This window comes from Gordonia sp. PDNC005 (assembly GCF_016919385.1).
Taxonomy (GTDB): Bacteria; Actinomycetota; Actinomycetes; order Mycobacteriales; family Mycobacteriaceae; genus Gordonia.
The window spans coordinates 2,113,206-2,131,489 of the sequence record NZ_CP070351.1 but is presented as its reverse complement, the minus strand read 5'-3'; the positions used below and the strand labels follow the sequence as shown (position 1 = coordinate 2,131,489).

The window sequence follows — 18,284 nt, the reverse complement described above, 5'->3', positions numbered from 1 at the left end:
CATCATGTTTCGGGCACCCGAAACTCTTGATCAGGATGAGCTATCATCGGTGTATGACCACCCTGATTCGTGAGGCGACGCGCCTGATGCCGACGGTCGACGTGGCAGGTGTCAGGTGGCCGCTGAACAAACTGCTCGCGGTGCTGTGCGGAGTGCTCGCCGGCACGTCGGTGATGGTGTTCGGTGGGACGATGGTCGGTGCCGCCTGGATGACCGCAGCGGCGGCGGTCACAGCGTGGTGGGGCGGCTACGCCTGGTACGGCCGACGGTGGGACGATGGACGGCGTGAGTACGCCGCCGACAGCAGTCGATAGTTCCGAGCCGCCCGTCCCAGGTCTGACGCCGAGCAGCATTGATGCTGCCGCCGCGCGACTGGAGGGTGTCGTCTCGAACACGCCTCTCGACACGTGCCCGCGACTCTCGCGTGACTACGGTGCGCAGATCCACCTCAAGCGCGAGGACCTGCAGACCGTGCGGTCCTACAAGATCCGCGGCGCGTACAACGTGATGGCGCAGCTGTCAGAGGCTGAACTGGCGGCGGGTGTCGTCGCGGCGAGTGCCGGCAATCATGCACAGGGTGTCGCGTTCGCGTGCGCCACGATGAAGGTTCACGGCCGGATCTACGTGCCGACCACCACGCCGAAGCAGAAGCGCGACCGGATCGTCTGGCACGGCAACGGTTTTGTCGAGTTGATCCCGGTGGGGGAGACCTACGACGCCGCCGCGTCGGCCGCGCAGTCGGATGTGATGCGGACCGGCGCCACCTGGATTCACGCGTTCGACGACGCACGCACGGCGTCGGGCCAGGGCACGATCGGTCGGGAGATCCTCGATCAGCTCGACGGGCCGCCCGACGTGGTTGTCCTCCCGGTCGGCGGAGCGGGATGCATGGCCGGCATCGTCACCTACCTTCGATCCGTTCACCCTGCGGTGGCGATCGTCGGCGTGGAGCCCGCGGGCGCGGTGTCGCTCGCCGCGGCGCTGGTCAACGGCTCGCCGTATACCCTCGACACGATTGATCCGTTCGTCGACGGCGCCTCGGTCAAGCGGATCGGCGCCCTCGGCCACGCGGTCATGTCGGCCGCCGGTGCTCGAGTCGTCGCGCATCCGGTCCTCGCCGCGATCACCGATGCGCCAGCGGTGCCGGTGATCGAAGCCGACGAGGTCGACCTCGCACCGGGCAGTGTGACGCTCACTCACGTCGACGAGGGGGCGATCTGCTCGACGATGCTCGAGCTGTATCAGAACGAGGGAATCATCGCGGAGCCTGCGGGTGCGCTCGCCACGGCAGCACTGGCCGACCTTCAGATCGCGCCGGGGACGCGTGTGGTGTCCCTGGTGTCCGGGGGCAATAACGATGTCTCCCGTTACGGGGAGATCATCGAGCGTTCCCTCGTGCATCGTGGGCTCAAGCATTACTTCCTGGTGAACTTCCCGCAGGAGCCGGGAGCGTTGCGGCGATTCCTCGACGACGTGCTCGGGCCGGACGACGACATCACTCTGTTCGAGTACGTGAAGCGGAACAACCGAGACACCGGTGCGGCGCTCGTCGGCATCGAGCTCGGCGACCCGTCGGGTCTCGAGGGGCTGGAACGTCGAATGGCGCATTCGCGCCTCGACGTCGAGCGCCTCGAACCGGGAACTCCCGCCTACCGCTACCTGACGTAGCCGAGGGACCGCGTTTCGCCACGCGGCCGGTACTATGTGGCACGCCGTCGTGCCAAATGCCCGAATATGCCCGTTGACTACTGCTGATGCGTCAGTGCTGGATCACAGTAGGTGATTATCTGTGACCCGTGGCACCGGAAACGTGTCGTTCTGTGTATGCTTCGAGCCACAGATCGTGGGGGCCAGGCGGAATCACCGCGTCGCTTCGCCATGACATCGACGATGTGAAGGCAGGGGAGTGAGCACACAGACGGTCGACACCCGGCGCACCGGCATCGGCGAACGCTGGTCTCGCAGCGGCGTCGGAACCTGGTTCCACGATCACGTCACCAAGTCGTTCGAGACATTCGGGCGACAGCTCGCGATGTTCATCGAAGTCTTCGGGGTATTGGCGACGGACATCGCGAAGCGCCGGTTCCCATTCAAGGAATTCATTCGCCAGTGCGCGTTCATGGCGTCCACGTCGGTGTTCCCGACGCTGCTGGTCGCCATTCCAATCGGCGTGATCGTCTCGATCCAGGTCTCCAACATCGCCGGGCAGATCGGTGCGACGTCGTTCTCCGGCGCTGCCACCGGCCTCGGCGTGATCCGCCAGGGCGCGCCGCTGGTCACGTCTCTGCTGCTCGCCGGAGCAGTCGGGTCGGCCATCGCCGCCGATCTCGGCTCCCGCACCATCCGCGAAGAGATCGACGCGATGAAGGTGATGGGCGTCAACCCGATCCAGCGCCTCATCTCGCCTCGCCTCCTCGCGACTATGGTCGTCGCGTTCCTGCTCTGCGGCTTCGTCTGCTTCGTCGGCTTCATCACCGGCTACGTCTTCAACGTGTACGCACAGGGCGGAACGCCTGGCAGCTACACGGGTACGTTCGCGTCGTTCGCGAGTACATCGGACTTGATATTCGCGCTGGTGAAGGCCGTGATATTCGGTGCGATCGTCGCCGTGGTCGCATGTGACCGAGGTCTGAACACCACCGGCGGCCCCGCCGGTGTCGCCAACTCGGTGAACGCGGCCGTTGTGAACTCCGTGCTGTTGCTTTTCACCGTCAATGTGGTGATGACGCAGCTGTTCGCCCTCGTCGTCCCGGCCAAGGTGGTGTGACATGACAGCGTCTCGGTATACGCCGCCACTGCTCAAGCCGCTCGAATGGGGCCGCAAGGGGCTCGAAGCCCCGCGCGACGCGCTCGTCGCGATGGGTCACCTCATCACGTTCCTGGTGAAGTCGATCGGCCTCGCCCCCGTCACCTTCCGGCACTACAAGAAGGAAGTGTGGCGCCTGCTAGCTGACGTCGCATGGGGCAACGGCGCGATCGTCGTCGGCGGCGGCACCGTCGGCGTCATGGTGATCCTCGGCGTCATGGGCGGTGCGACGGTCGGCATCGAGGGCTACACGGCACTCAACCTGCTCGGCATGTCACCGGTGACCGGCGGACTGTCGGCCTTCGCGACAACCCGCGAGATCGCGCCACTGTTGGCGGCGACCGCGTTCACAGCGCAGTCCGGGTGCCGCTTCACCGCACAACTCGGCTCCATGCGCATCAGCGAGGAGATCGACGCCCTCGAGGCGATCGCGATCCGACCTCTCCCGTACCTGGTGACCACCCGAATGGCGGCAGCAGTCCTGTCGATCATCCCGCTGTACGCGATCTCGCTCGCCGCCAACTACATCGCCTGCCAGCTGATGTTCCAGGTGCAGAGCGGGCAGGGCACCGGCACGTACCTGCACTACTTCAACTCGTTCATCATGTCGCGCGACGTTGCGTTCTCATTCGTGAAGGTGATCGTCTTCGTCCTGCTGACCACCTTCATCCAGTGCTATTACGGCTACTTCGCGTCGGGTGGCCCCGAGGGCGTCGGTGTCGCGGCCGGACACGCGATCCGACTGTCGATCATCACGATCGTCTTCGCGAATCTGATCATGACGCTCGTCTTCTGGGGCATGTCCGCCGGAATCAGGATATCGGGGTAACCGTCTATGAGAATCGATACCGGAGGCCGTGACCCGTCACTGTCGACGTACTTCGTGCGCGGCGTGATCTTCGCGGCTGTGGCGGCACTCGTCGTGACGCTGTTGATGATGCGCTACCAGGGCAAATTCGACGACAACACGGAAGTCACGGCACAACTCACCGATGTGGGCGACGGCCTGATCAGCGGTGCGGACGTCCGTTACAACGGCATGATCGTCGGCGAGGTCGACTCGGTGTCGGTGGTCGGCTCGGCCGGTGACCAACGGCGTGACGTGGCGATGCTGCTCGATCCCGGCCAGGCGTCGGGCATCCCGAAGAACACCACGGCGCGCACGGTGCCGTCGAACCTGTTCGGCGTGAACTCGGTCGAGCTGATCCAACCTGAGAACCCGTCGAGCGATCGACTCGGTTCGGGTGACGTCGTTCCGGCCGACACGTCCGAGCCGACGATCCGTCTGCAGGACGCGCAGAACGATCTCCGAACACTGCTCAAGAGTGTGCCGCCGGAGGATCTCGGCATGGTTCTCGGCACCATCGCCGACTCGCTCGACGGCGGCGGCGCGACGTTCTCCACGTTCGTCGGCGTCCTCGACACCTACTGGAAGACGATCAACGCCCAGTTCCCCGCGGGCGCCCCGTCCGGCTTCGACAATTTCAACCGGTCGATCAACGCACTCGCGGCGTCGACGCCCGAATTGCTCGACACACTAGGCAAATCGGTGAAGCCGGCGATGACGATCGTCGAGAAGCAGGACGAGCTGACGGCGTTGCTGACGAACGCGCAGTCGACGCTCGACTCGACTCAGGCGCTGTTCGCCAAGAACGGTGACGGCGGCAAGCGCCTCGTCCACGACCTGAACACGATGCTCGGTGCGCTCATGTACGAACCGAACTCACTGCCCGAGGGCCTCCGAGAGATCTACACACTCGCGACGCGTGTCCTCGGTGTCTTCACGGGTGTGAACGGTCACGTTCAGCTCAACCTCGGCGTTAACTTCAGCGCTTACCAGATGTACACACGGCAGAACTGCCCCGTCTACGACGGCGGGCCATACGGCCAGTTGCGTGGACCCGGCTGTGTCGGACCCGGCACCGGAACAGGGCCGACGATGTCCGGTCCGTTGTCGGTGTACCCGAACTCGATGAAGCGCAAGGCGTCGAAGAACGTACGCGGCGTCACCACGAAGCAGGACCAGAAGACGCTGAGCAAGGCGCTGGGCCGTAAGCCGTCCGCGGCCGAGACCCTCATGGTTGGTCCGCTGGTGTCGGCGACGCCGGAGCAGGGAGGAGAACGGTGAGCGCCAAGAACACCGAGAGCATTCGCAAACCGCTGATCGGGTTCGGTGTGTTCGCGGTCGTCGCAGTCCTGCTGACCTACATCATCTGGTCGACGCTGGAGCGGTCAGTCTCGGGCAGCACCACCGACTTCGCGACCGTGTTCCGAGACGCCTCCGGTCTCAAAGCGGGCGACGACGTCCGCATGGCGGGCGTCCGAGTGGGACGAGTCCAGGACATCACGCTGGAGGACGGCAAGGCGCGTGTGACCTTCGAGGTTCAGGACAGCCAGCACGTCTACGCCAACACTCGTGCCGCGATCCGCTACCAGAACCTCGTCGGACTGCGATACCTGGCGTTGAACCTCGACGGCGCGACGCCGGGCAGTCAGTTGAGCAAGGGTTCGACGCTGCGCCTGCCGGGCGAGGACTCGTTCGATGTGACCAAGCTGCTCGCCGGCTTCCAACCGGTCTTCGACACGCTCACTCCGGAACAGGTGAACTCGATGTCGGAGAGCCTCATCCAGGCCTTCCAGGGTGACGAGGTGTCGCTGTCGCGGACGATCGCCGAGATCGGGCAGGTGGCGGGTGACATGGCGAACCGCGACCAGGTGCTCGGTGCGATCATCACCAACCTGTCGGTTGTGATGCGTGAACTCGCGTCACAGGGCGACCAGGTCAAGACGCTCCTCGACAGTGCCGCGACGCTCGTCGAGAATCTGAACGCCAACTCGGGGGCTTTCGGCACGGCGATCAACAAGATAGGCCAGACCGCGTCCGGACTGGGCGGAGTGCTCTCCGACAGTCGTGAGAGCCTCAAGTCGATCGGATCGACAGGGGTCAGCGCGACGAACGACCTGATCGGAGTCGGTGCGAAGCTCGACTCACTGGCTAAGCAACTGCCGATCTTCCTCGGACACTTCCCGTTCGTCATGTCTCAGGGCGCCTACCTGAACATCTACGCCTGCACGTTGGACATCGCCATCGGCGACGTCCTGCTTCCGCCAGGACTGATCACTCAGATCGGCGGATCCAACCATTCGAGTGTGTGCCAGTGAAGAATCGACTGAAGTCCTCGTACAACGGCAACCGTCGCCTCTGGTGGGGCATCTTCGGTGCTGTCGGGATCATCATCATCCTGGTCGCGACGGTCGGCCTCAGCCAGGCCGAGTTCGGCAAACGAACCTACACCGGCGACTTCGCTCAAGCAGGTGGGGTCCGGCCCGGCGACAAGGTCCGCGTAGCAGGGATCGACGTCGGCGAAGTCACCGACACGAAGCTGGACGGCGACCACGTCACCATCTCGATGGCCGTCGACGACGAAGTGCAGGTCAAGGAGGACGGATCCGCTGAGATCAAGATGTCGACGCTGCTGGGGCAGCGTTATGTGGACATCATCGTCGGCGAATCCGACAAGGACCTGTCGGGGGAGCGGATCACCGACACTCGAGTGCCGTACGACCTGCAACAGACCCTCGCCAAGGGCACCCCGGTGCTGGCCGGGATCAAATCGGAGGATCTCGCCAACAGCATCCGGACATTGAACACGCAGCTCAAGGGTGCACCGGCGATCATGGGCCCGACCCTCGAGGCGCTGACACGGATGTCGAAGATCATCAACGACCGCAGTTCGCAGATCGACACGCTCCTGACGGACACGAAGGCCGTGACCGAACAGGTGCAGAGCAGCCAGTTCCAGCTGTCGATCATCGTCGGTCAGGGTGCTCAGCTCGCGAACAAGATCGCGACCCGTGAACAACTCGTCACTCGCATGCTCGACGGAATCGCGGAACTCACCGAGCAGGCACGGGCCGTCGCTGCGGAGAACGGCAACACGTTCGCTCCGTTGATGGCCAACTTGGACACGATCTCGACCGGGTTGGAGAAGAACCGCGACAACCTACGGAAGCTCCTGGAGGTACTGCCGGTGACCGCGCGCTTGACCACCAACCTCATGGCTGACGGTCCATACGCCAACGGTTACCTGCCGTGGGGACTCTTCCCCGACAACTGGCTCTGCGCCGCGAGGGTGGTGGAAGGATGCTGACCGCTCCCCGCCGTGCTCTCGCCGCGGCCGCCATGACGGCAGTCGTCGCACTCGGCGTCACCGGCTGCTCGCTGATGCCCGCGAGTTGGACCACGACCCTCGGGCAGGCGAAGTCGGTGACCGCGTACTTCGACGACGTGTCCGGTCTGTTCGTCGGGAACGACGTCGCCGTGCTGGGCATGCCCGTCGGCCGCATCACGTCCGTCGAACCGGAGGGCACACGCGTCAAGGTGGTGTTCACCGTGAGCAACGACGTCGACGTCCCTGAAGACGCCACCGCGGCGATCGTCAACACATCGATCGTCACCACGCGTCACATCGAACTGACGCCCGCCTACACCAAGGGGCCTACGCTGCAGGACGGCGGAACGGTCAAGAAGACCGAAGCCCCGGTGGAGATCGGCACGCTGTTCGACGCAGTCGACTCACTGGTGGAGAACCTGTCGGGCGACAAGCCCGGCACCGGTCCGATCGCCGACTTCGTCGACGTCACATCGGGCATCGCTTCGGGCAACGGTGCGAAGCTGCGGGACGCACTCGCCGCGCTGGCCGCCGCAGGCAAGACCGGCGCCGACAACAGCGACTCGCTCACCGAGATCCTCAAGGCGATGAGCACGCTCACGACGGCGCTCACCGACAACTACCCGAAGATGATGGCCTTCTCATCATCGATGACGCAGGTCTCACGAATGCTCGGCGAACAGTCCGTCGGACTCGTCGCAACACTCGACGATCTCAACAAGGCCCTGCAGAACACGTCGGATTTCCTCGAAGCCAACTCCGGCACGATCAGTTCGTCGACGTCCCGGATGGCCGCAGTCACGGCGAATCTCTCGGATTTCTCCCGGGAGGTCGTCGACGGCATCGATATGGCGCCGCTGCTGTTCCAGAACCTCTCGAACTCGATCTCCGCCGAACAGGGCGCATGGCGTGCGTCGGTGCTGCTCGACAAGTCGTTGGTCGACAACGAGTTGTCCAACCGTCTGTGTGAGGCGATCAACGTGAACAAGAAGGGCTGCCGCACCGGTCAGCTGGGTGATTTCGGCCCAGACCTCGGCATCTACTCAGGACTGTTGGGGTTGTTGCAGAAATGAACCGCATGAGAAAGGTCGCAGCGACAGCCGTCGCTCTTGTCACGACAGTGAGCCTGGCCGCCTGCGGCTCGATCCCGGGCCTGACAGTCGAGCAGATCCCACTGCCGGCCCCCGGCGGGATCGGTGACTCCATCACCGTCCACGCGCTGTTCGACAACGCGTTGAACCTGCCGGCCCAGGCTAAGGTCCGCCTCGCGGGAACCGACGTCGGACAGGTCGACGACATCGTTGCGTCGAACTATCGAGCCGATGTCACCATGTCGGTGTCGACAGATGTGAGGCTTCCGGTGGGCACCGGAGCCGAACTCCGTCAGGCAACGCCGCTCGGCGACGTCTTCGTCGCGCTCATTCCGCCTGCGGACTCGTCGAAGGGCTTCATCGCCGACGGCGGAGATCTCACCGGACCGACGTCGGCCGCAGCGACAGTCGAAGACCTGCTGGTCAGCATGACCGGCCTGGTCGACGGTGGCGCCGTCGGAGCGATGCAACGGATCTTCACCGAACTGTCGACCGCACTGTCGGGCAACGCCCCGGAACTCCGTGGCGCGATCGACGGGTTCACCACGGCCATCGACAAGATGAACCGGAATGCGGGCGCGGTCGACAAGGCGTTCGCGACGACGGCGAACCTCACCCAGTCGTTGGCCGACGGACGCGCGCAGTTGGCTGCGTCGATCAACAAGCTTCCCGGTGCGATCGACGCCGTCAACGGTGACATCGGCCTGATCCTGTCCACGCTGGACAAGACGAACAACGTGACCGACGCGACCAACGACTTCCTCCGGTCCGAACGTCAGAATCTGCCGGAGCTCCTCGGGCATCTAAACACCACGTTGATCGCGCTCGGGAATGCGGCGCCGACGCTCGGCCCGCTGGCCGATGCGATGGAGAAGCTGAATCCGAAGTGGATCAAGTCGACGCAGGGTTCGGCGGCACTCGTCTCGGCGAAGGTGTTCTGGCTGACGCCAGGTGCCGGTTTCGACTCGGCGTCGAGGCTGCCAGAGGGTTCAGACATCACTCAGGGCGATCACGCCCTGCAGCAGACGCTTGCTCGACTCCTCGCACGACTGACGGGGCGGTGATCGCACGATGATGACTTGGCTGCGTGAACACAAGATCATGGTCGGCAACCTCTCGCTGGTGCTCGTCATGCTCCTCGGACTGGCGTATCTCGCGTTCGGATCTCTGAGCTGGCGCCCGTGGCAGGGCACCTACGACGTGACCGTCCATTTCCCGCAGTCCGGAGGACTGCAGGAGACCAGCAAGGTGATGCTGCGCGGTTCCGAGGTCGGGCAGGTCCGGACGATTCAAGTGACGCCGACCGACGTCGTCGTGACGATGCGCCTCGATGACGACGTGAAGATCAACAAGAACAGCAAGGTGTCCGCGCTGGGCCTGTCCGGTGCAGGTGAGCAGTACGTCAACTTCACCCCGACGACGAATGACGGTCCGTTCCTTGAGGACGGGGCGGTTGTCGAGGTAGGGCAGACGCACGTGACCGTCGCGTTCTCGTCGATGCTGCAGTCGACGCTCGACGTGGTCGGTCAGATCGATCCGCCGAAGCTGACGGCGTCCCTCCAGCAGTTGGAGATCGCCCTCAACGACCGTGGCCCGAACCAGTTGAAGTCGATCTTCCACTCGGGTGGCGTGATCTTCGCCGATCTGGCCAAGACACTTCCGCAGACGACGAAGTTGATTCAGAACCTCGGGACCATCTTCAAGACGACCGCCAACGCTCAGCCGGACCTCGACGCTCTCGCGAAGGGCTTCAACAAGGTCGCCACGGCGGCGGCGAATGCGGACGGCGAACTCCGACAGTTGCTCGGCCGCGGACCCGCACAGTTCAGCTCGCTCGCCGGTTCACTGTCGACGATCAGCGACCCGATCGCCGACCTCGTCAAACAGTTCGCCGACATCGCACGCCAGGGCGCGTTGCGGGCGCCGACGATGGCGACGCTCTTCCCGTCGATCCGTGACGGCAGCGTCCAGGCTCAGAAGATGTTCCACGACGGCGCCTGGTGGGCTTTGGCCTCGATCTACCCGAGGCCCTCGTGCAATTACTCGATCGCGCCGACGCCGCCCACCCAGGTGCTCGAACTGACAGTCCCGAAGAACCTATACTGCGTGACCAACGACCCGACGCTGCAGACCCGCGGCGCGGCGAACGCTCCGCGCCCCAAGGGCGACGACACCGCCGGTCCGCCGCCGAACTATGATCCGAACGCGCGTACCGTTCCGCTCGACCGATAGAGAAAAGGACACATGAGTTCCGAGACACCAGAGACTGACACCACCGACGACTCCACGGTGAACCTCGACAAGACCGGTGACGACATCGTCGACGAGGCGACTGTTGAGACCGAAGAGGTGAAGGTCTCCGGCGTCGCAGCAAAAGCCAAGGCGAAAGCGCAGGCGCGCGAGGCGGAAGCCGCAGCCGACCGCGAGTTCACGGTGTCGGCGCGCACGCTCAAGCGAATCGTCGCCGGTGTGGTCGGTGTTGCTGTCGTCGTCGCCATCGCCTTCGGCGGATGGGCCCTGTTCGACACCAAGCGTGAACTCGCAGCGTTCGACGACTCCCAGAGCGCAGCGTCGGCCTTTGTGACGAAGTACTTCGAGGTGTTGTTCAGCAAGGACCAGTCGGCGTCGGCCTTGAAGGACGCAGTGCTTCCCATGACGACGGGCGCGTTCCACGATCGTGTCGAGAAGGACTCGCAGGGCGCGGTCGACTTCGCCAAGGAGACGAAGATCGACAACTTCACCACGAAGGTCACGTCGTCGTCGGTGAAGACGTTCAGCAAGGATCGGGCGGTTGTGGTGATCGCCGTGGAGTTGAAGGGCACCAGCGCCACCGCGCCGACCGGCGGCACCAACCTGGCGTTGGTTCAGCTGACCGTCGACAAGGTCGACGGGGACTGGCTCGTCTCCGATTTCGCCGTGGTCCCGGGTGTTCCGAACGGAGCGAGCACCCCGGGAGCTCCCACGGCACCCGCACCTGCTCCGCAGCCGGGCGGCTGACGGCCTAGAGAAGCTCGAGGATCGCGAAAGGACGTGAGCCGAGAATGGTCGCGGCAGTGACCTTCTCGGAGTGATCATCTCCCGTCTCGGCGTCACGCCAGAGTCCGGGAGGGAGCGGCACCAGGGCCTCGTCGCGTGCCTCGACGGTGCGGAAGGTGTGCGCCAGACGCACGGCCAACACAACCACTCGGGCTTCACCGTCGACGTCGCGCGAGAACCCGACGACGTGTGTCGAGTTGGTGCCCTTCGACATGATGTCGGTGTAGCCGCTGCCGCGCCCGAACGCCTCCGGAGTGCGGCGGCGTACGGCGAGGGCGGTGATGATCGCGCGGGTCTTCGGGTGATCGAGTGACTGCGTGTAGTCCACCGGTCTGCGGTTGTCCGGATCAGTGAGCGAGTCGTCCCACCACTGGCTGCCCTGGTAGATGTCACCGACTCCCGGCAGTAGTAGCGAGAGGACCTTGCGGGCGATCGCCTCGTCACGGCCGGCGTCCGCGATGACATCGACGAAGTTGCTGATCAGTGTGGTGGCGGGACCCGTGTAAAGGGAGTCGAGCCATGCGAGCATCATGCGTTCGGCGTCGTCGTCGACGGCTGTCCACGACGAGATGAGACCGGCTTCGCGCATCGCTTTGCGTGCGTACCGAGCGAGCCGATCCCGTAGCGCGATGTCCGGCACATCGCCCTGCGGCCAGACGCCGACGATGTTCTGCAGGAGGAAGTACGCGGTGCGTTGGTCCGGTGGAGGGACGACCCGCCAGAGGGTCATCACAAGCACGGACCAGCGTTGTGGAGTCTGCGCGATGACGGCGATCCGTGCGCGAACATCTTCGCTGCGTTTTGTGTCGTGTGTAGACAGCGCGTTCATCGACAGCGGCCAGTCCCGGGCGCGGTCGGCGTGATGACCGTGGAACTCGGTGCGGTTGACCGATGGAACGAGGGGCGAGCAGCCCAGTTCGTTGTTCGACACGAGTCGACCGGTCCGGTGGTACCCGATGTCCTCCATCGCCTTCGCATTGACGGCGGCGACCGCTTCGCCGAGACGGGCGATCGCGCTCGGGGCGTGATCGCGATGAGTGAACGCGTACGCCAGTGCGTCCAACGCATCCGACATCGTCGGGTTGGCGTCGGCGATCCGGTCGATCGAGGCGACGACGTCCTCGACGAGCGACGGGTAGTCGGGTCGAGCCAACCTGGCATCGCAGATCAGGGTCGTCACGGCTTGCTGGATGTTGTGGACCGGCACGTCGGGTGCGGCGGCCGCGAAGAGCTCGGTGGTACGGCGGACGCGGTCGGAGAACAGATCTATCAAAGTGACGTGCTTGAGGTTCTTCGCGCGGCGGGTGAGGTCGTCGCCGTCGCCGCTGACCCCCGTCATCCGCTGGCTGATCTCCGACAATTCGATGGTTCCCGATGCGGCGGTGTAGGCGCCTTCGATGACGCGGAGCGTGTCGTATCCGGTGGTTCCATCAACGACGAGCGCAGGATCCAGACGTTCACCGACCGAGAGCCCTTTCTCGACGTAGAGAAGTCGGTCGCCGATCAGTCGGCGCAGGCGCGCGCAATACCCGACGGGGTCGGTCAATCCGTCCAGATGATCGACTCGGACGCCGTCGAAGAGGTCCTCGGCCACTAGGTCGGTCAGCCATCCGTGGGTGGCGTCGAACACGTCGACGATCTCCTGCCGGAGCGCCGCGAGGTCGTTCACGGCGAGGAAGCGCCGATAGCCGATCTGCATGCTGTCGAACGGAACCAGTCGATACTGCTGCCGAGAGAGGACCGCGAGGGGATCATCGCCGCGTGCCACAGTCCCGTCAGCGGTCGCCAGGACTCGCTCGTGGAGTGACAGGTGACCGTCGTCGTCGAGCCGCAGTGCAGTGAGGTCGCCGTCGGCGTCCAACCACGGCAGGCACAGGGCGCCGTCGCCGAAGTTGAGATCAAGATCGAAGTAGTGGGCGTACGTCGAGTCCGGGCCGTTCCGCAGCACATCGGACCACCAGGGGTTGTGGCGTGCATCGGAGATCCCCAGGTGATTCGGCACGATGTCGAGGATCACGCCGATGCCGACTGCTCGAGCGTGTGCGCGAAGCAGGCGGAAACCGTCGAGGCCGCCCAACCCCGGGTCGATGCGGGCCGGCGGGCACCAGTCGTAGCCGTGGGTGGAGCCGGGCATCGCCTGGAGGATCGGTGACAGGTAGAGGTGGCTGACGCCGAGGTCAGCGAGGTGATCGAGGATTCCGACTACCTCGGCGAAAGCGAAGTCGGGCGTCAACTGGACGCGGTACGTCGCTATCGGCTCCACGCGATGATGTTACCGACCCGGACGCCCGTTCACGGGCGTCCGGCAACGGCGCCGGCGACGATGACGGCGAGTCCGGAGGCGAACTCCGCGTCGAAGTCGCGACCGGACGGCTCGATGACGCCGAGCCGCTCCATCTGGGTGCGGGTCTGCTCCTCGATCGTGAGGCCGATCGTCAACTGGCACACGGCCGTGGCGACGCCGGCGGACGTCTGGGTGTCGAGACCTCCGTCGCGGGCCACCCCGACGACGAGGTCGACCGCATCACGACCCGACAGGCCCGAAGCCCACGCGGAGGACACGATCTCGGCGCTGTCTGGAACGGCGAGCAGGGCTCGGCGCATGGAGATCGCGACGTCGCGGATCCGGTCGGGGAGCTCGCGTCCCTCATGCGAGGTGACTGGGTGCGACATGACAGGAGCGAGGATGTCGTCGGCGAGTGCGGCGAGCATCGACTGCTTGTTCGGGAAGTGCCAGTACAGCGCGTTCGGGCGAACTCCGAGGTCGGTCGCGAGGCGACGCATCGTCAGGTCGGCGAGGCTGTGCTCGGCGAGGATGGCGCGCGCGGCGGCGAGGACGTCGGCCCGGGTGTTGCTCACCAGCCAACCATAGCGACCTGTACGGCGTACAGGTACTTCCTGTACGGTGTTCAGGATCAGTAGGTCGGCTGTGACCTGACACGACGAGAGGAGCGGGAGTGGGTCCCGACACGATTGCGCAACTAGACGCAGACCACGTGTGGCACCCGTACGGGGGATTCCCGTCATCGACTCGCCCGAGAATCGTCGAATCGGCATCCGGCGTCCACCTTCGTTTCGCCGACGGGACAGAGGCCGTCGACGGCATGAGTTCGTGGTGGGCCGCAATCCACGGTTACCGGCACCCGGTGCTCGACGCCGCCGCCGCACGGCAGCTCGGACGGATGTCGCACGTCATGTTCGGGGGACTCACCCACGAGCCCGCCGCTCGGCTCGCAGGTCTGCTCGTCGACCTCACCCCCGGCGCACTTCGGAAGGTGTTCTTCGCCGACTCCGGGTCGGTGTCGGTCGAGGTGGCCGTCAAGATGGCGATCCAGTATCAACGCGGACGCGGACTCGCCGGTCGAACCAAGATCCTCACCTGGCGCGGTGGCTACCACGGCGACACGTTCGCTCCCATGAGCGTGTGCGACCCCGACGGCGGCATGCACACGATGTGGCGAGGAGTGCTCGCCGAGCAGGTGTTCGTACCCGCGCCGCCGACCGACTTCGACCCGGCCTACATCGCCGCGCTCGACCGGTCGCTCGCCATTCATGCAGGCACGATCGCCGCGGTGATCGTCGAACCGATCGTCCAGGGAGCAGGCGGCATGCGCTTCCACGATCCGCAGTTGGTCGCAGAACTGCGCACGTTGTGCAATGTGCACGATGTGTTGTTGATCTGCGACGAGATCGCCACCGGGTTCGGTCGCACGGGGGAGATGTTCGCCGTCGACCATGCCGAGGTGACGCCGGACATCATGTGTGTCGGCAAGGCTCTCACCGGCGGATACATGACGCTCGCGGCCACGCTCACCACCGACGAGGTGGCGGATGTGATCAGTCGGGGCGAGGCGGGCGGTCTCGCCCACGGGCCGACGTTCATGGCGAATCCACTGGCCTGCGCGGTCGCCTGTGCATCGATCGGAGTCCTCGCCGAATCCGACTGGCGCATCCGCGTTCCCCAGATCGAACAGCGCCTCGCCGACGGTCTGGCGCCGCTCTCCGCACTGGACGGGGTCGTCGACGTCCGCACACTCGGCGCGATCGGAGTGGTCGAACTCGACAGGCCCGTCGATATGGTCGCCGCCACCGACGCCGCGCTTGATGCAGGCGTGTGGCTGCGTCCGTTCCGGAATCTGATCTACACGATGCCCCCGTTCATCGCCGACGACGCTCAGCTCGCGACGATCACCGCCGGCATCACCGCAGCCGTTCAAGCGACCCTCCAGTCCCGGCAGGGAGTGCCGGCATGACCGCGGCGTGGCTCGCCGACGTCGCCGAGCGCACCGCCGCTGCCGGGCTGCACCGGGCACCTCTCGCGCGACAGTCCGGCGCCACCGAGATCAACCTCGCGTCCAACGACTACCTCGGACTGTCGACGCATCCCGACGTGATCGCGGGCGCACACGCCGCGATCGACAGTTGGGGCACCGGTTCGACGTCGTCGAGACTCGTGGTCGGCACCGTTCAGGCGCACATCGATTTCGAGAGGGACTTCGCCGACTTCGTCGGCGCCGACGCGGCACTGATGTTCTCGTCGGGATACCTCGCCAACGTCGGAGCCGTGACCGCGCTGGCCGGCCGAGGCGATCTGATCGTGAGCGACACGGGAGCGCACGCCTCGTTGATCGACGGCTGCCGACTGTCTCGCGCTCGTGTTGTCGTCGTCGATCGCGGAGATCATCACGCCGTGCGCCGTGTGCTGGCCGAGCGGACAGAGGACCGGGCGCTTGTGGTCACCGACTCCGTGTACAGCATCGACGGAGGTCTGGCACCGCTGCGTGAGTTGTACGCCGCGACTCGTGCAACGGGCGCGACTCTGCTGGTCGATGAGGCTCACGCGATCGGTGTGCGTGGACCGGGTGGTCGGGGACTGGTCGCCGAATGCGGTCTCGCGGGTGCCCCCGACCTGGTGGTGACCGCGGTGTGCTCGAAGTCGTTGGGTGCGCAGGGTGGCGTGGTGGCCGGGTCGGCACTGCTCCGGGACCATTTGATCGACCATGCGCGGACCTTCATCTTCGACACCGGTGTGAATCCGGCAGCGGTCGGCGCCGCTCACGCCGCGTTGCGTGTGCTTGTCGCGAACCAGGACCTCCCCGAGCGCCTGCTCGCCGGCGCGCGGCGTATCGCAGCTGCGATCGGCGCGGCCAGGCCCGAGTCGGCAGTCGTCTCGCTCGTCGTCGGCGACCCCGTCGCGGCAGTCGCCGCAGCGCAGGAATGCCGAGACCGGGGAGTGCTCGTCGGCTGCTTCCGGCCGCCGTCGGTGCCGGAGGGCACCTCGCGTTTGCGGTTGACGATGCGCGCCGACGTCGACGACGCGACCATCACCACAGTCGCAGCGGTCGTCCGAAACGCCCTCGGCGTGGCTGGTGCGGCGTGACTGCCCGAATCGTCGTTGTCACAGGTACCGGGACCGACGTCGGAAAGACGATCGCAGTCGCGGCCCTCACGGCGTCGGCGCGGGCGAACGGACTGAGCGTCGGCGTCTGCAAACCGGCCCAGACGGGCGTCGCGCCCGGTGAGTCCGGGGACCTCGCCGTGGTGACCGCTCTCGTGGGTGACGTCCCGACTCGTGAACCGGCTCGGTACCCCGAGCCTCTCGCTCCGGAGACCGCCGCGCGGCGCGCGGGTCAGGCCCCTGTGACGCTTGACGACGTTCGCGCGGCCGTCTCTGACCTGGCACATGAGTGCGATCTCGTGATCGTCGAAGGCGCGGGGGGAGTTCTCGTCCGGCTCGCGCCCGATCTCACGGTTCTCGATCTCGCGCGGGACCTCGGAGCGCAGGTTCTCGTCGTCACCGATCCCGGTCTCGGAACGCTCAACCACACCGAACTCACCGTCCGAGAGATCAGGCGCGCGGGACTCGGGGTCGACGGCCTGATCATCGGATCGTGGCCGCGACAGCCCGATCTCGCAATGACGTGCAATCGCGACGACCTTGAACGGCTCACCGGCGTGCCGATCGTCGCGGTCCTGCCTGCCGGTGCCGGATCGCTCGACCCGGCGGCCTTCCAGAACCACGCACCCACCTGGGTGCGCAGCCCCATCACCAGCCCGATCACCACACAGCCAGGAGTACACCCGTGACGACAACCGAACAGCAGAACGACCCGACCGGGACGGCCACCGACGACATCCTCGCGATCGCCCGGGAGCAGGTCCTCGAACGCGGAGTGGGGCTGGACCGCGACCAGGTGCTGCGTGTCCTGCAACTGCCGGAGGACCGGCTCACCGAACTGTTGGCGCTGGCGCATGATGTGCGCATGCGTTGGTGCGGCCCGGAGGTCGAGGTCGAGGGCATCATCTCGCTGAAGACCGGGGGCTGCCCCGAGGACTGCCACTTCTGCAGTCAGTCGGGACTCTTCTCCTCGCCGGTCCGCAGTGCATGGATCGACATCCCGTCACTGGTCGAAGCCGCCAAACAGACGGCCAAGACCGGCGCCACCGAATTCTGTATCGTCGCAGCCGTGCGCGGACCGGACAAGCGCCTGCTCAGCCAGGTCGCGGCAGGCATCGAAGCGATCCGCAACGAAGTCGACATCCAGATCGCGTGCAGCCTCGGCATGCTCACCCAGGAGCAGGTCGACGAGTTGGCGGCGATGGGCGTCCACCGGTACAACCACAACCTGGAGACGGCCCGCAGCCATTTCCCGAACGTCGTCACCACCCACACGTGGGAGGAGCGGTGGGGAACGCTGCGTATGGTCCGCGATGCGGGCATGGAGGTGTGCTGCGGCGGCATCCTCGGCATGGGCGAGACCCTCGAGCAGCGCGCCGAGTTCGCCTCCGACCTCGCGTCCCTCGACCCCGATGAGGTTCCGCTGAACTTCCTGAACCCGCGTCCGGGCACCCCTTTCGGAGACCTCGACGTGCTGCCCGCCTCCGAGGCGCTGGCCGCCGTCGCCGCGTTCCGGCTGGCGCTGCCGCGCACCATTCTGCGGTTCGCGGGTGGGCGCGAGATCACCCTCGGCGACCTCGGAGCGCAGCAGGGAATCCTCGGCGGCATCAACGCGGTGATCGTCGGCAACTACTTGACCACTCTCGGCCGCCCCGCCGAGAGCGACCTCGATCTCCTCGCCGATTTGTCGATGCCCATCAAGGCGCTCAATGACACGATCTGACACGTCGTCCGCGGGGTGTAGCGTTGTGAAGGATTCGCCTGAAGAAGGAGGCAGACGC

17 protein-coding genes are annotated in these 18,284 nt (G+C 65.6%); 15 read left to right on the top strand and 2 right to left on the bottom strand.

Going from position 1 to position 18,284, the window contains the following annotated elements; all coding sequences use genetic code 11:
* Positions 1 to 53: 53 nt before the first annotated feature.
* The 11 genes from JVX90_RS10140 (at position 54) to JVX90_RS10090 (ending at position 11,066) form a co-directional block, all read left to right on the top strand.
* Complete coding sequence (locus JVX90_RS10140) at positions 54 to 314, top strand: hypothetical protein (protein ID WP_205328676.1); 261 nt, start codon at positions 54 to 56, stop codon at positions 312 to 314.
* A complete protein-coding gene (gene ilvA / locus JVX90_RS10135) occupies positions 277 to 1,668 on the top strand; it encodes a threonine ammonia-lyase IlvA (RefSeq protein ID WP_205332196.1) in 1,392 nt (463 codons plus the stop codon). Before JVX90_RS10140 ends, ilvA begins: the two co-directional genes overlap by 38 nt.
* Before the next feature lie 274 nt (positions 1,669 to 1,942).
* Positions 1,943 to 2,767 (top strand): ABC transporter permease, encoded by an 825-nt coding sequence (locus tag JVX90_RS10130; protein WP_205332372.1) that lies wholly within the window; start codon positions 1,943 to 1,945, stop codon positions 2,765 to 2,767.
* 1 nt (position 2,768) lies between these two features.
* The gene (locus JVX90_RS10125) at positions 2,769 to 3,635 is read left to right on the top strand and encodes an ABC transporter permease (RefSeq protein ID WP_205332195.1); all 867 of its coding nucleotides are present in this window, start codon (positions 2,769 to 2,771) and stop codon (positions 3,633 to 3,635) included.
* Positions 3,636 to 3,641: 6 nt separating this feature from the next.
* Positions 3,642 to 4,934, top strand: a complete 1,293-nt coding sequence (locus JVX90_RS10120) for an MCE family protein (RefSeq protein WP_205332194.1) — start codon at positions 3,642 to 3,644, stop codon at positions 4,932 to 4,934.
* The gene (locus tag JVX90_RS10115; protein WP_205332193.1) at positions 4,931 to 5,968 is read left to right on the top strand and encodes an MCE family protein; all 1,038 of its coding nucleotides are present in this window, start codon (positions 4,931 to 4,933) and stop codon (positions 5,966 to 5,968) included. Before JVX90_RS10120 ends, JVX90_RS10115 begins: the two co-directional genes overlap by 4 nt.
* Entirely contained in the window at positions 5,965 to 6,957 is a 993-nt protein-coding gene (locus tag JVX90_RS10110) for an MlaD family protein (RefSeq protein WP_205332192.1), read from the top strand. Before JVX90_RS10115 ends, JVX90_RS10110 begins: the two co-directional genes overlap by 4 nt.
* Positions 6,951 to 8,051 carry an MCE family protein gene (locus JVX90_RS10105; protein ID WP_205332191.1) on the top strand — a complete coding sequence of 367 codons (1,101 nt, stop codon included), beginning with the start codon at positions 6,951 to 6,953 and terminating at the stop codon, positions 8,049 to 8,051. The genes JVX90_RS10110 and JVX90_RS10105 overlap by 7 nt, the downstream gene beginning before the upstream one ends.
* Positions 8,048 to 9,133 (top strand): MCE family protein, encoded by a 1,086-nt coding sequence (locus JVX90_RS10100; protein WP_205332190.1) that lies wholly within the window; start codon positions 8,048 to 8,050, stop codon positions 9,131 to 9,133. The genes JVX90_RS10105 and JVX90_RS10100 overlap by 4 nt, the downstream gene beginning before the upstream one ends.
* A gap of 7 nt (positions 9,134 to 9,140) precedes the next feature.
* Entirely contained in the window at positions 9,141 to 10,301 is a 1,161-nt protein-coding gene (locus JVX90_RS10095; protein ID WP_205332189.1) for an MlaD family protein, read from the top strand.
* A 12-nt stretch (positions 10,302 to 10,313) separates the two neighbouring features.
* Complete coding sequence (locus tag JVX90_RS10090; RefSeq protein ID WP_205332188.1) at positions 10,314 to 11,066, top strand: hypothetical protein; 753 nt, start codon at positions 10,314 to 10,316, stop codon at positions 11,064 to 11,066.
* A 4-nt stretch (positions 11,067 to 11,070) separates the two neighbouring features.
* On the opposite strand, the gene treY is transcribed toward JVX90_RS10090, so the two are convergent.
* Both treY and JVX90_RS10080 read right to left on the bottom strand, forming a co-directional pair.
* Complete coding sequence (gene treY, locus JVX90_RS10085; RefSeq protein ID WP_205332187.1) at positions 11,071 to 13,368, bottom strand: malto-oligosyltrehalose synthase; 2,298 nt, start codon at positions 13,366 to 13,368, stop codon at positions 11,071 to 11,073.
* 29 nt (positions 13,369 to 13,397) lie between these two features.
* Entirely contained in the window at positions 13,398 to 13,964 is a 567-nt protein-coding gene (locus tag JVX90_RS10080; RefSeq protein ID WP_205332186.1) for a TetR family transcriptional regulator, read from the bottom strand.
* A 98-nt stretch (positions 13,965 to 14,062) separates the two neighbouring features.
* Between JVX90_RS10080 and JVX90_RS10075 the strand changes: the two genes are divergently transcribed.
* The 4 genes from JVX90_RS10075 to bioB are packed head-to-tail and all read left to right on the top strand — an operon-like array spanning position 14,063 to position 18,226.
* Positions 14,063 to 15,358 (top strand): adenosylmethionine--8-amino-7-oxononanoate transaminase, encoded by a 1,296-nt coding sequence (locus tag JVX90_RS10075; RefSeq protein WP_205332185.1) that lies wholly within the window; start codon positions 14,063 to 14,065, stop codon positions 15,356 to 15,358.
* Complete coding sequence (locus JVX90_RS10070; RefSeq protein ID WP_205332184.1) at positions 15,355 to 16,485, top strand: 8-amino-7-oxononanoate synthase; 1,131 nt, start codon at positions 15,355 to 15,357, stop codon at positions 16,483 to 16,485. Before JVX90_RS10075 ends, JVX90_RS10070 begins: the two co-directional genes overlap by 4 nt.
* Entirely contained in the window at positions 16,482 to 17,192 is a 711-nt protein-coding gene (gene bioD / locus JVX90_RS10065) for a dethiobiotin synthase (RefSeq protein WP_205332183.1), read from the top strand. Before JVX90_RS10070 ends, bioD begins: the two co-directional genes overlap by 4 nt.
* Positions 17,189 to 18,226 carry a biotin synthase BioB gene (bioB, locus tag JVX90_RS10060; RefSeq protein ID WP_205332182.1) on the top strand — a complete coding sequence of 346 codons (1,038 nt, stop codon included), beginning with the start codon at positions 17,189 to 17,191 and terminating at the stop codon, positions 18,224 to 18,226. The genes bioD and bioB overlap by 4 nt, the downstream gene beginning before the upstream one ends.
* Positions 18,227 to 18,284: the final 58 nt, after the last annotated feature.